This window comes from Kribbella sp. DT2 (assembly GCF_049844575.1).
GTDB lineage: Bacteria > Actinomycetota > Actinomycetes > Propionibacteriales > Kribbellaceae > Kribbella.
The window spans coordinates 259,324-272,346 of record NZ_JBNCLH010000010.1 but is presented as its reverse complement, the minus strand read 5'-3'; the positions used below and the strand labels follow the sequence as shown (position 1 = coordinate 272,346).

Annotated in this window: 11 protein-coding genes; 10 read left to right on the top strand and 1 reads right to left on the bottom strand. The window is 70.2% G+C overall.

The features are described 5' to 3' along the window. Positions 1-14: 14 nt before the first annotated feature. From ACLQ2O_RS35425 to serA, 7 genes are all read left to right on the top strand, one after another. Positions 15-989, top strand: a complete 975-nt coding sequence (locus ACLQ2O_RS35425) for a hypothetical protein (RefSeq protein WP_425840881.1) — start codon at positions 15-17, stop codon at positions 987-989. A 21-nt stretch (positions 990-1,010) separates the two neighbouring features. Continuing rightward, positions 1,011-2,684 (top strand): dihydroxy-acid dehydratase, encoded by a 1,674-nt coding sequence (ilvD, locus tag ACLQ2O_RS35420; RefSeq protein ID WP_425840878.1) that lies wholly within the window; start codon positions 1,011-1,013, stop codon positions 2,682-2,684. 231 nt (positions 2,685-2,915) lie between these two features. Continuing rightward, positions 2,916-4,715: an acetolactate synthase large subunit gene (locus tag ACLQ2O_RS35415; RefSeq protein ID WP_425840875.1), complete on the top strand. Its 1,800-nt coding sequence runs from the start codon at positions 2,916-2,918 to the stop codon at positions 4,713-4,715. Further along, positions 4,716-5,393, top strand: coding sequence for an acetolactate synthase small subunit (gene ilvN / locus ACLQ2O_RS35410; protein ID WP_425840872.1), 678 nt, complete (start codon positions 4,716-4,718; stop codon positions 5,391-5,393). It begins immediately after the preceding gene. Between the two features lie 84 nt (positions 5,394-5,477). Next, positions 5,478-6,500 carry a ketol-acid reductoisomerase gene (gene ilvC / locus ACLQ2O_RS35405; protein ID WP_184806177.1) on the top strand — a complete coding sequence of 341 codons (1,023 nt, stop codon included), beginning with the start codon at positions 5,478-5,480 and terminating at the stop codon, positions 6,498-6,500. Positions 6,501-6,606: 106 nt separating this feature from the next. After that, positions 6,607-7,836: a serine protease gene (locus ACLQ2O_RS35400; protein WP_425840869.1), complete on the top strand. Its 1,230-nt coding sequence runs from the start codon at positions 6,607-6,609 to the stop codon at positions 7,834-7,836. Between the two features lie 97 nt (positions 7,837-7,933). Further along, positions 7,934-9,541 carry a phosphoglycerate dehydrogenase gene (serA, locus tag ACLQ2O_RS35395; protein ID WP_425840866.1) on the top strand — a complete coding sequence of 536 codons (1,608 nt, stop codon included), beginning with the start codon at positions 7,934-7,936 and terminating at the stop codon, positions 9,539-9,541. A gap of 329 nt (positions 9,542-9,870) precedes the next feature. Here the strand turns inward: serA and ACLQ2O_RS35390 are convergent, their stop codons facing one another. Continuing rightward, positions 9,871-10,437 carry an O-methyltransferase gene (locus ACLQ2O_RS35390; protein WP_425840863.1) on the bottom strand — a complete coding sequence of 189 codons (567 nt, stop codon included), beginning with the start codon at positions 10,435-10,437 and terminating at the stop codon, positions 9,871-9,873. Between the two features lie 149 nt (positions 10,438-10,586). Here ACLQ2O_RS35390 and ACLQ2O_RS35385 point away from each other — a divergent pair, with 149 nt between their 5' ends. The 3 genes from ACLQ2O_RS35385 to ACLQ2O_RS35375 all read left to right on the top strand — a co-directional run bounded on the left by ACLQ2O_RS35385 (position 10,587) and on the right by ACLQ2O_RS35375 (position 12,982). After that, positions 10,587-10,751, top strand: a complete 165-nt coding sequence (locus tag ACLQ2O_RS35385) for a hypothetical protein (protein WP_425840860.1) — start codon at positions 10,587-10,589, stop codon at positions 10,749-10,751. Beyond that, entirely contained in the window at positions 10,748-11,800 is a 1,053-nt protein-coding gene (locus ACLQ2O_RS35380; RefSeq protein WP_425840857.1) for a 3-isopropylmalate dehydrogenase, read from the top strand. Before ACLQ2O_RS35385 ends, ACLQ2O_RS35380 begins: the two co-directional genes overlap by 4 nt. A 90-nt stretch (positions 11,801-11,890) precedes the next feature. Further along, entirely contained in the window at positions 11,891-12,982 is a 1,092-nt protein-coding gene (locus tag ACLQ2O_RS35375) for a branched-chain amino acid aminotransferase (protein WP_425840854.1), read from the top strand. Positions 12,983-13,023: the final 41 nt, after the last annotated feature.

Sequence of the window (13,023 nt, the reverse complement as noted above, 5' to 3'; positions counted from 1 at the left end):
CCTAGGATCTCTCGATGGGAATCTTCACGCGCAAGAAGCGGGTCCCGCCGACCGACGGTCTGCTGCTCGACCGGACCTGGGTCGACCCGGCGCTCGACGGGGCTGTGGTGGCCGTCCGGGCGGGCGACTTCGACACCGCGCTGGCCGGGTTCAAGGCCCAGGCCGGCGACCGCCGCGCGGTGTGGAACGGTGGCCTCTCCGAGGCGGCCGTCGGTCGTTCGGAACAGCTCGAGGCCCGGTTGGAGGAGGTCGGCGGTCGCGACCCGGACCTGCTGCTGTGGCTGGCGCAGACGCTGGTCCTCGAAGGCTGGGAGGTCCGCAGCGGCCGGCAGGCCAAGGACGTGTCCGCGCAGCAGTTCTCGACCTTCCACGACATCTTGCGTACGGCGTACGAGGTGGTCGGACTGGCGATCGAGACGGCTCCGGACGACCCGACGCCGTGGACGGTCTACCAGTGGATCGCGATCGGGCTGGGCGCCGACCTGGACACGCACGAGTCGCTGTTCCAGGAGGCGGTCGCGCGGCACCCCGACAGCTACGCGGCGCACGGCAACAAGGTGCACGCGATCGCGCCGAAGTGGTACGGGACGAGCATCGAGGAGATGCTCGCGTTCGGCCAGGAGACGGCCGACAAGGCGAAGCCGGGCAGCGTGCTCGGCGCCGTACTGGCCAAGGCGGTGACCGAGGCGCGGCTGCACGTGTTCGCGTTCACCGACGCCAACGCGGTGAAGAAGATCGCCGCGGCGACCAAGCTGTCCACCAAGTGGCAGGAACCGTTGCTCGCCGCCCGGAGCAAGTGGCTGCAGCCCGGCCGTACGCCGGAAGCGCCCGACCTGGAGGCGCACAACTACTACGCCTACCTGCTGAAGCACGCGCAGGGCGATGCCGGGCGGGAGTCGGCCGACGCCATGTTCAACCGGGTCAACACCCTGCCCTGGGGTTACAGCGGCGACCCGCTCGAGGCCTTCGCCGAGAAGTACCGCCGCTGACCGCGGGCATACAGTCAGGGCATGACTGACATCAAGCCGCGCAGCCGGACGGTGACCGACGGACTGGAAGCAACCGCCTCGCGCGGAATGCTGCGGGCCGTCGGAATGGGCGACGACGACTGGGCCAAACCGCAGATCGGCGTCGCGTCCAGCTGGAACGAGATCACCCCCTGCAACCTGTCGCTGGACCGGCTCGCGAAAGCGGTCAAGGACGGCGTGCACGCGGCCAGCGGGTACCCGCTGGAGTTCGGCACGATCAGCGTCTCCGACGGCATCTCGATGGGCCACGTCGGCATGCACTACTCGCTCGTCAGCCGCGAGATCATCGCGGACTCCGTCGAGACCGTGATGGAGGCCGAGCGCCTCGACGGCTCGGTCCTGCTGGCCGGCTGCGACAAGTCGCTGCCCGGGATGCTGATGGCCGCCGCGCGCCTCGACCTGGCCAGTGTCTTCCTGTACGCCGGGTCGATCATGCCCGGGCGCCTCGGCGACAAGGACGTCACGATCATCGACGCGTTCGAGGCCGTCGGCGCCTGCGCGCGTGGCCTGATCAGCCGCGAGGAGGTCGATGCCGTCGAACGCGCGATCTGCCCGGGCGAAGGCGCCTGCGGTGGCATGTACACCGCGAACACGATGGCCTCGGCGGCCGAGGCGCTCGGCATGTCGCTGCCTGGGTCCGCGGCGCCGCCCGCGGTCGATCGGCGGCGTGACGGGTTCGCCCGCCGCTCCGGCGAGGCGGTGGTGGGGCTGCTCGAGAAGGGCATCACCGCGCGGCAGATCCTCACCAAGGAGGCGTTCGAGAACGCGATCGCCGTGGTGATGGCGCTCGGCGGCTCGACGAACGCCGTACTGCACCTGCTCGCGATCGCGCGCGAGGCCGAGGTCGCGCTCACCCTCGACGACTTCAACCGGGTCGGCGACAAGGTCCCGCACCTGGGCGACCTGAAGCCGTTCGGCCGGTACGTGATGACGGACGTCGACCGGGTCGGTGGCATCCCGGTGGTCATGCGGGCGCTGCTCGACGCCGGGCTGCTGCACGGCGACTGCCTGACCGTGACCGGCAAGACGATGGCCGAGAACCTCGCCGACATCGCCCCGCCGGACGTCGACGGCACGATCATCCGCGCGCTCGACCGGCCGATCCACGGCACCGGCGGGATCACCATCCTGCGTGGCTCGCTCGCGCCGGAGGGCGCGGTGGTGAAGAGCGCCGGTTTCGACTCCGACGTGTTCGAGGGCACCGCGCGGGTCTTCGACGGCGAGCGGGGCGCGATGGACGCGGTCGAGGACGGTTCGCTGAAGGCCGGCGACGTCGTGGTGATCCGTTACGAGGGGCCGAAGGGCGGTCCCGGGATGCGCGAGATGCTCGCGGTCACCGGCGCGATCAAGGGCGCCGGCCTCGGCAAGGACGTGCTGCTGCTCACCGACGGCCGCTTCTCCGGCGGTACGACGGGACTCTGCGTCGGCCACGTCGCGCCCGAGGCCGTCGACGGCGGCCCGATCGCGTTCGTCCGCGACGGCGACCGGATCACGCTCGACGTGAAGAACCGGACGCTGGAGCTGCACGTCGAGGCCGACGAGCTGGAAGCCCGCAAGGAGGGCTGGTCGCCCAAGGAGCCGGCGATCACCCGCGGCGTACTGGGCAAGTACGTCAAGCTGGTCGGCTCGGCCTCGGAAGGTGCTGTCTGTATCTAAAGACGGTCATCTCAGAAAATGAGACAACTCAGCGGGGAACTTGACCAGATCGGCACCGGTCGGCGACTGTTACCTGCATGCGAACGATTCTCCTCGTACTTGTGCGGCGCGCCGACTGACGCGACCTCCGAGTCGAGCGCGCCCCTTCAGCCAACCGGCAGAAGGGGCGTTTTTGTTGCCGGGGCGACTATCTGGGACCCAGAGGTTCACCCGCGACAACCACGAGCGAGGATGGATCGGTCGCGGCAAGCCAACATCGTGACTGGACAAGGGAAGGCACTCATGAGTGAGCAGCTGACCGGGGCACAGGCTCTGATCCGCGCACTGGAACACGCCGGAGTGGACACCGTCTTCGGCATTCCGGGCGGCGCGATCCTCCCGGCGTACGACCCGATGCTCGACTCGACCCAGATCCGCCACATCCTCGTACGTCACGAGCAGGGCGCCGGGCACGCGGCTCAGGGCTACGCCTCGACCACCGGCAAGGTCGGCGTCTGCATGGCGACCTCCGGCCCGGGCGCGACCAACCTGGTCACCCCGATCGCCGACGCCTACATGGACTCGGTCCCGATGGTGGCGATCACCGGCCAGGTGGCCAGCGCCTCGATCGGCACCGACGCCTTCCAGGAGGCCGACATCCGCGGCATCACGATGCCGATCACCAAGCACAACTTCCTGGTCAATGACCCGAACGACATCGCCTCGACGATCGCCGAGGCCTTCCACATCGCCTCCACCGGCCGGCCCGGTCCGGTCCTGGTGGACGTGACCAAGGACGCGATGCAGGCCACGGTCGACTTTCAGTGGCCGACCGAGCTCTCGCTGCCCGGCTACCGCCCGGTGACCCGCCCGCACCCCAAGCAGGTGCGCGAGGCGGCCCGGCTGATCGCCGCTGCCGAGAAGCCCGTGCTGTACGTCGGCGGCGGCGTGATCCGCGCCAAGGCGTCGGCCGAGCTGAAGGAGCTCGCCGAGCTGCTCGGCATCCCCGTGGTCACCACGCTGATGGCCCGCGGCGCACTGCCCGACAGCCACGCGCTGCACTTCGGCATGCCGGGCATGCACGGCGCGGTCTCGGCCGTCGGCGCGCTGCAGCGGTCCGACCTGCTGATCTGCCTGGGCGCCCGGTTCGACGACCGGGTGACCGGCAAGCTCGCCTCGTTCGCGCCGGACGCGAAGGTGATCCACGCCGACATCGACCCGGCCGAGATCGGCAAGAACCGGCACGCCGACGTGCCGATCGTGGGTGACTGCAAGGAGGTCATCGGCGACCTGATCGGCGCGCTGAAGGCCGAGATCGCCAGCAACGGCAAGACCCCGGACTACTCCACCTGGCGCGGTCTGCTGGACTCGGTCAAGGCCAAGTACCCGGTCGGGTACGACGAGCCGGAGGACGGCAGCCTCTCCCCGCAGTACGTGATCCAGCGGATCGGCCAGATCGCCGGGCCGGACACGATCTACACCAGCGGCGTCGGCCAGCACCAGATGTGGGCCGCGCACTACCTGCCGTTCGAGAAGCCGCTGAACTGGCTGAACTCCGGCGGCCTCGGCACCATGGGCTACTCGGTGCCGGCCGCGATGGGCGCCAAGGTGGCCCGGCCGGACGCGACGGTCTGGGCGATCGACGGCGACGGCTGCTTCCAGATGACCAACCAGGAGCTCGTCACCTGCGCGCTGGAGGGCATCCCGATCAAGGTTGCCGTGATCAACAACCAGTCGCTGGGCATGGTCCGGCAGTGGCAGACGCTGTTCTACGACAAGCGCTACTCCAACACCGACCTGCACTCGGCGCGGATCCCGGACTTCGCCAAGCTGGCCGAGGCGATGGGTGGGGTCGGCCTGCGCTGCTCCGACCGCGAGTCCGTCGACGCCACGATCGAGAAGGCGATGGCGGTCACCGACGCGCCGGTGGTGGTCGACTTCGTCGTGCACCGCGACGCGATGGTCTGGCCGATGGTTGCCGCCGGCACCAGCAACGACGACATCCAGATCGCCCGCGACATGGCCCCGAACTGGGACTCGGAGGAGCTGTAAATGTCCAAGCACACACTGAGCATCCTGGTCGAGAACAAGCACGGTGTCCTGGCCCGCGTCGCGGCGCTGATCTCGCGGCGGGGCTTCAACATCGACTCGCTCGCGGTCGGCCCGACCGAGCACCCGGAGATCTCCCGGATGACGATCGCGGTCAGCGTCGACGAGCAGCCGCTGGAGCAGATCACCAAGCAGCTCAACAAGCTGGTGAACGTGATCAAGATCGTCGAGCTGGAGCCGACCCAGACCGTGCAGCGTGAGCTGATCCTGGTCAAGGTGAAGGCCGACACCCTCACCCGCGGGCAGGTGCTGGAGACCGTCCAGCTGTTCCGTGCGAAGGTGGTGGACGTGGCTCCGGACGCGATCACCATTGAGGCGACCGGCAACCCCGAGAAGCTCGAGGCGATGATGCGCGTGCTCGAACCGTTCGGCGTCCGCGAGCTGGTCCAGTCCGGCATGGTCGCGATCGGCCGTGGTGGCCGGTCCATCTCGGACCGCTCGCTGCGTCCGGTCCCGGTCCCGCCGCCGCACGTGGCTTCCGGCGCGCCGGTGCTCCAGGCCCGCCCCGCCGCCGACCAGCCGGCGGGCACCCCCGCCGCTGCTGCGGCCGCCAACCCGAACCACCCGGTGCCGGCGCCGCCGCCGGGTCACCGCCCCGCCGCGCAGGCCAGGCACGGCTGAGCGACGCCCCCGCAACCCCGGCCGGCACCCGCCGACCCCTCACCCCAGAAGAATCAAGGAGACGAGCTCCCAGTGGCAGCAGAAATGTTCTACGACGACAACGCCGACCTGTCGGTGATCCAGGGCAAGAACGTGGCCGTGCTCGGCTACGGCTCCCAGGGCCACGCCCACGCGCTGTCGCTGCGCGACTCCGGTGTCGACGTCCGCGTCGGCCTGCCGGAAGGCTCCAAGAGCCGCGCGAAGGCCGAGGCCCAGGGCCTGCGGGTCGTCACGCCGGCCGAGGCCTGTGAAGAGGCCGACGTGATCGTCGTGCTGGCGCCGGACCCGGCCCAGCGGGCGCTCTACAAGGAGGCCATCGAGCCGAACCTGGTCGACGGCGACGCGCTCGTCTTCGGGCACGGCTTCAACATCCGGTTCGGCTACATCAAGCCCCCGGCCGGTGTCGACGTGTTCATGGTCGCGCCGAAGGGCCCGGGGCACCTGGTCCGTCGCGAGTACTCCGAGGGCCGGGGCGTTCCGGTCCTGGTCGCGGTCGAGCAGGACGCGACCGGCAAGGCGTGGGACCTCGCGCTGGCCTACGCCAAGGGCATCGGCGGCCTGCGGGCCGGTGGCATCAAGACCACCTTCACCGAGGAGACCGAGACCGACCTGTTCGGTGAGCAGGCCGTGCTCTGCGGTGGTGTCTCCGCGCTGGTCCAGGCCGGCTTCGAGACGCTGACCGAGGCCGGCTACCAGCCGGAGGTCGCGTACTTCGAGTGCCTGCACGAGCTCAAGCTGATCGTCGACCTGATGTACGAGGGCGGCATCGCCAAGCAGCGCTGGTCGGTCTCCGACACCGCCGAGTACGGCGACTACGTGTCCGGCCCGCGGATCATCGACGCGTCGGTGAAGGCCCGGATGAAGGACGTCCTCAACGACATCACCGACGGCACCTTCGCGGCCCGCTTCATCGCCGACCAGGACGCCGGCGCGCCGGAGTTCGCCGAGTTCCGCAAGGCCAGCGAGTCGCACCCGATCGAGGCCGTCGGCAAGGACCTGCGTGCGCTGATGGCGTGGGTCAAGTCGCACGACGCCGACGACTACGTCGAGGGCACCGCCGCGCGCTGATCCACCGCAGTACGTCGTACGACGACGCCCAGGTCACCGTGTGTGGCCTGGGCGTCGCTCTGTTCTCTGACAGAATCGGGAGTGCACCGGACAGGGGAGGGCAGGGATGGCTGAGCAGGGCCGCAGCGAGCTGCCGCGCCCGCCTCGGCGGATCCCGGGCTGGGCGGTCGAGAACACCGACCCGCCGCCCGCGCTCGGTCCCCGGACGACGCTCGAGCCGCGTCGCCGAGCGGCCGCTGACGAGGGACCGGGGGAGCCGCTGCCGCCGAAGTTCCGGTGGCGGTTCGTCTGGCCGCTGGTGGTTTTCGTGCTGGTGCTCGGTGCCGCGGCCGGGTGGTTGGTGCGGGCGGACAGCCTGAGCCTGGACACCGAGGACGTGCTCGCGAAGGCCGGGCCGGCCGTGGTGCGGGTGCTGGCGACGACCTGCGAGGGCACCGGGCAGGCGTCCGGCGTACTGATGCCTGGTGGGGTGGTGCTGACCGCCGTGTCGGCGATCCGTGAGCCGATCTCGATCGCGATCGTGACCCAGGACGGCAAGGTCCGGCGGGCGGTGGTCCGCGGCTCCAACGCCAACGGCGTCGCGGTGCTCGCGATGGCGGGCAAGGCCGACAAACCGACGGCCTCGTTGGCCGCGAAGCTCCCCGACGGATCCGCGGACCGGGCGCTCGTCGGCTACGAGCTGAACGGTGACCAGGTCGCCCGCCGGCTCGGTACGGCGGACGAGCCGGGCAAGCTGACCGAGATCGTCGACGCCGCCGCGCTCGGTGCGCCGGAGGTGGACAACCGCGGCCGGGTGATCGGACTGCTCACCGGCCCCACGATCGCCACCAGCAGGATCGCCGGCCTGGACGAACTGCGCCCGTACGCCGAGGGCCGGGGGACGCTCACGCCGGAGAAGCTCGGGAACTGCCGGGCGCGCGGGCCGCAGAGCCCGGTCGAGCCGGAGCTCGCGGTGGCGAACACCCCGCTGGCCGGCGAGGTCCGCGAGATCCTCGGGCAGTACCTCGACACGCTGAACCGGCACGACTTCGTCGGGATGCAGTCGACCTACTCCGACGTCCTGCGCGCGCGCAGCGACCCGGCCGAGGACGCCAAGAAGCACGCGACGTCGTACGCGTTCCAGCCGGTGGTCGAGTCGGTCACGACGGCCGGTGGCGACAACAACGCGGACGCCCGGCTGAGCTTCACCGTGCTCTTCTCGCCGAACAGCAACGGCGCGAACGGTCACACCTGCGGCCGGCTGTGGATTCGCTACCACCTGGTCCGCGAGCAGCAGGGACTGCGGATCGACGGCGCCTCCACCGAGAAGAACACCGCGGGATGTGATACCGACTGAGCGTGACACCGGGTGGCTGGTAGCATCGGTGCCAGCGGGCACAGCGCGGTGCTCTGATCGATCGAGCCCCCTACCGCTTCCGCAGGAGATGTCTGTCATGCCTGACACCGCAGCAGCCACGCGACCCGTCGTACTGATCGCCGAAGAGCTGTCTCCCGCCACCGTCGAGGCCCTCGGACCGGACTTCGAGATCCGGCACGCCAACGGCGCCGACCGCGCCGAGCTGATCACCGCGATCGCCGACGTCGACGCGATCCTGATCCGCAGCGCCACCAAGGTCGACGCCGAGGCGCTGGCCGCGGCGAAGAAGCTCAAGGTCGTCGCCCGTGCGGGCGTCGGCCTCGACAACGTCGACGTCAAGGCCGCCACCCAGGCCGGCGTCATGGTCGTGAACGCCCCGACCTCGAACATCGTCAGCGCCGCCGAGCTCGCGGTCGCGCTGCTGCTGGCCGCGGCCCGCCGTGTCCCGGCCGCCGACCAGTCGCTGAAGAACGGCGAGTGGAAGCGCAGCAAGTACTCCGGTGTCGAGCTGTTCGAGAAGACCGTCGGCATCGTCGGCCTGGGCAAGATCGGCGTCCTGGTCGCGCAGCGGCTGGCCGCCTTCGGTATGAACGTGATCGCCTACGACCCGTACGTGCAGGCCGGTCGCGCCGCGCAGATGGGTGTTCGGCTGGCGTCCCTGGACGAGTTGCTGGCCGCGTCCGACTTCATCTCCGTGCACCTGCCGAAGACGCCGGAGACGATCGGCCTGATCGGTGACGAGCAGCTGCACAAGGTCAAGCCCGAGGTCATCATCGTCAACGCCGCCCGCGGTGGCATCGTCGACGAGCAGGCGCTGTACTCCGCGCTGAAGGAGGGCCGCGTCGCGGCCGCCGGCCTGGACGTGTTCGCCAAGGAGCCGTGCACCGACTCCCCGCTGTTCGAGTTCGAGAACGTCGTGGCCACCCCGCACCTGGGCGCGTCCACCGACGAGGCGCAGGAGAAGGCCGGCATCGCCGTCGCCAAGTCCGTCCGCCTCGCGCTGTCCGGCGAGCTCGTGCCGGACGCGGTCAACGTTCAGGGCGGCGTCATCGCCGAGGAGGTCCGCCCGGGCATCGCGCTGACCGAGAAGCTGGGCCGCATCTTCACCGCGCTGGCCGGCGGCGTCGCGCAGCAGCTCGACGTCGAGGTCCGCGGCGAGATCACCCAGTACGACGTGAAGGTGCTCGAGCTGGCCGCGCTGAAGGGTGTCTTCGCGGACGTCGTCGAGGACAACGTCTCCTACGTGAACGCGCCGCTGCTGGCCGCCGAGCGGGGCCTCGAGGTCCGGCTCGTCACCGACCACGACAGCCCGGAGCACCGCAACCTGATCACCCTGCGCGGCACGCTGTCCGACGGCGGGCAGGTGTCGGTCTCCGGCACGCTGGTCGGCGTCAAGCAGTCCGAGCGGCTGGTCGAGATCGACGGGTTCGACCTGGAGATCGAGCTGTCCGCGCACCTGGCGTTCCTCAGCTACGAGGACCGCCCGGGCATCGTCGGTGCGGTCGGCCGGATCCTGGGCGAGTCCGACATCAACATCGCCGGCATGCAGGTCAGCCGGGACCGCAAGGGCGGCAAGGCGCTGGTCGCGCTGAGCGTCGACTCGAGCATCCCGCCGGCCAAGCTGGACGACATCGCGTCCGCCGTACAGGCAGACACCGCGCGGACGGTCGACCTGGAGGCCTGAGCAGACCCGTGCGCGCCGGCCGGTGGTGATCCGGCCGGCGTACACCAGGTGAGACGACACTCGCCCGGGGAGCGGTTGAACCCGGCGGGCCGTCACACTGGAAGAGCAGGACCGGCCTGCCGCCCGCAGGCGCATGGCGGCCGGCCAGGGCCCGAGCCCCTCCCACCCGGGAGACGTGGCTCGGGCCCACCTGCTTGTCCCCTCCGCCCTACCCCGCGCCGCATTTCATGGGTTAACCCACGAGATCGCCCGTTGGCCCACGGAATTCTGGTGGGCCAACGGGCGAGTCGGTGGGTTAACCCACCAAATGCACTGGGTGGTGGGGTGGGTCAGCGGCGGGTGGCGAGCAGTACGGCGGCGTCGGCGGCGACCATTACCTCGACGGTGGTGAAGCGTTTGTCCTGCAGCCATTCCTGGCGCAGGGTGTCGACGCGGCCCTCGTACATCGGCGGCCAGACGGCCGACGGGGTGAAGTCGTCCAGTACGACGAAGCCGCCGGGCTCGACGACCTCGGCGACCACGTCGCGGGCGGACAGCTTCGCCTCGCGCGCGTCGACGAACAGCAGCGAGAACGGGCCGCGCTCGATCAGCGCGGTCCAGTCCGCCTCGACGACCTCGATCCGCTCGTCGGCGGCGAACAGTTCGGCCACCGCCTTGGCGAGCTCGGGGTCACTCTCGGCGGTGACGATCTTGGTGCCCTCGGCGACGCCGCTGCGCAGCCAGGCCGAGCCGACCCCGCAGCCCGTGCCGAGCTCACCGACCGTGCCGGTGCGCGACGCCGCAAGCGTCGCGAGCAGCCGGCCGGTCTCGTTGCGGGTCGAGCTGACGAACCCGCGCCGGCCGGACAGGCTGAGGGCCGCCGACACCAGCGGCGGCAGTTCTGGAGGAGCGCTCACCGGTTGAGAGTTGCACAGCTTCGGTCCAGTGCTGTCACTGGTATCTCACATATTGGGACAGAGTGCCCGCATTGTGGTGAAGTAGTCGCATGTCAGAGTAATTTTGGAGCCACCCTGCCGCCCGCGAGACCCTGATCGGGAGGAGCAGCATGTACGACATGTATCCAGCCAATTGGCCCGCGATCGACGCATCCGAGCGCAAGGCGGCCCGGCGTCGCCGGCCCGCCCGCGCGGCGAGCGAGACCGCGCCCGAGGCCCGGGCCGTGCAAGAAGCCATGAACCGCCGCGACAACGGGGGAGAACCCAAGAAGTGAGCACTCAGAAGGACTTCACGCTGGCCGTCGTCGGTGGCGACGGAATCGGGCCCGAGGTGACGGCCGAGGCACTCAAGGTGCTCGACGCGGTCAGCGCGGTCCACGGCGTGACGTTCGAGCGGACCGAGTACGACCTGGGCGCGAAGCGCTGGCACGAGACCGGCGAGACGCTGCCGGACGCCGAGCTCGCGGAGATTCGCAAGCACGACGCGATCCTGCTCGGCGCGGTCGGCGACCCGACCGTGCCGTCCGGCGTACTCGAGCGTGGTCTGCTGCTGAAGCTGCGGTTCGCCCTGGACCACTACGTGAACCTGCGGCCGTCGAAGATCTACCCCTCCGTCGGCTCGCCGCTGGCGAATCCGGGCGAGGTCGACTTCGTCGTCGTCCGCGAGGGCACCGAGGGCCCGTACGTCGGCAACGGCGGCGCCCTGCGGGTCGGGACGCCGGCCGAGATCGCCACCGAGGTGTCGGTCAACACGGCGTACGGCGTGGAGCGGGTCGTCCGGGACGCGTTCGCGCGGGCCCAGGCCCGGCCGCGCAAGAAGCTCACGCTGGTGCACAAGAACAACGTGCTCGTGCACGCCGGGCACCTGTGGAAGCGGACCGTCGACGCGGTCGCGACCGAGTTCCCCGACATCGCGGTCGACTACCTGCACGTGGACGCGGCGACCATCTTCCTGGTCACCGACCCGGCGCGGTTCGACGTGATCGTCACCGACAACCTGTTCGGCGACATCCTCACCGACCTGGCCGCCGCGATCAGCGGTGGGATCGGGCTGGCCGCGAGCGGCAACATCAACCCGGACAGGACCGCGCCGAGCATGTTCGAGCCGGTGCACGGCTCCGCGCCGGACATCGCCGGGCAGCAGAAGGCGGACCCGACCGCCGCGATCCTGTCGGCGGCGCTGCTGTGCGAGCACCTCGGGCTGACCGAGGCGGCGGCCGCGATCGAGGCCGCGGTGACCGCGGACATCGAGGAGCGCACCGCCGGTGGCGCCCGGACGACGTCGGAGATCGGTGACGCGATCGCCAAGCGCGCGGCCGGGTGATGAGATGTCTTCGCTCGACTGCTGGACAGCGGGGTCAGGCGCGCTTTTCGGCGCTCGCCTGACCATTCAAGCAAGAGGTACGGTGCGCTCATGAGCGCCGATCTAGAGTTCACCGTTGAGCCCAACACCCAACCGGCCAGCGACGACCAGCGCGCCACGATCCTGGCGAACCCAGGGTTCGGGCAGTACTTCACCGACCACATGGCGATCGCCACGTGGGACCGGGAGAACGGCTGGCACGACGCGAGGATCACCGCCTTCGGGCCGCTGGAGCTGTCTCCGGCGACCTCGGTGTTCCACTACGCCCAGACCATCTTCGAGGGGATGAAGGCCTACCGGCACCCCGACGACTCGATCCACACGTTCCGGCCGGAGGCCAACGCGGCCCGGTTCAACCGGTCCGCGAAGCGCCTGGCGCTGCCGGAGCTGCCCGAGGCGGCGTTCCTCGACTCGCTGACCACGCTGGTCGAGCTCGACAAGGCGTGGGTGCCCAGTGGCGGCGAGACCTCGCTGTACCTACGGCCGTTCATGTTCGGGTCGGACCCGTTCCTCGGCGTGCGCCCGTCGGCGCAGGTGACGTACTGCGTGATCGCGTCGCCGGCCGGCTCGTACTTCACCGGCGGCGTCAAGCCGGTCCGGATCTGGCTCAGCGAGGAGTACACCCGCGCGGCGCCCGGTGGGACCGGCGCGGCCAAGACCGGTGGCAACTACGCCTCGTCGCTGCTGGCCCAGGCCGAGGCGATCGAGCAGGGCTGCGACCAGGTCGCGTTCCTGGACGCGGTCGAGAAGAAGTGGGTCGAAGAGCTCGGCGGGATGAACCTGTACTTCGTGCTCGACGACGGTTCCGTGGTCACCCCGGAACTGTCCGGCACGATCCTCGAGGGCGTCACCCGGGACTCGATCCTCAAGCTGGTCACCGACCTCGGCCACACCGTCACCGAGCGCAAGATCTCGATCGACGAGTGGCGTGACGGCGCGGCGTCCGGCCGGATCCGCGAGGTGTTCGCCTGCGGTACGGCGGCGGTGGTCACGCCGGTCGCGTCCCTGAAGTGGAACGGCGGCGAGGTCCAGGTGGCCGACGGCAACGGTGGCCCGGTCACCGCGGCCGTTCGCAGCGCGCTGCTCGACCTCCAGTACGGCCGCACGCCCGACACCCACGGCTGGATGACCCGCATCTGCTGAACCCCGGTCGGGGCACCCCGTAGCGTCCGAACAAACGCAGA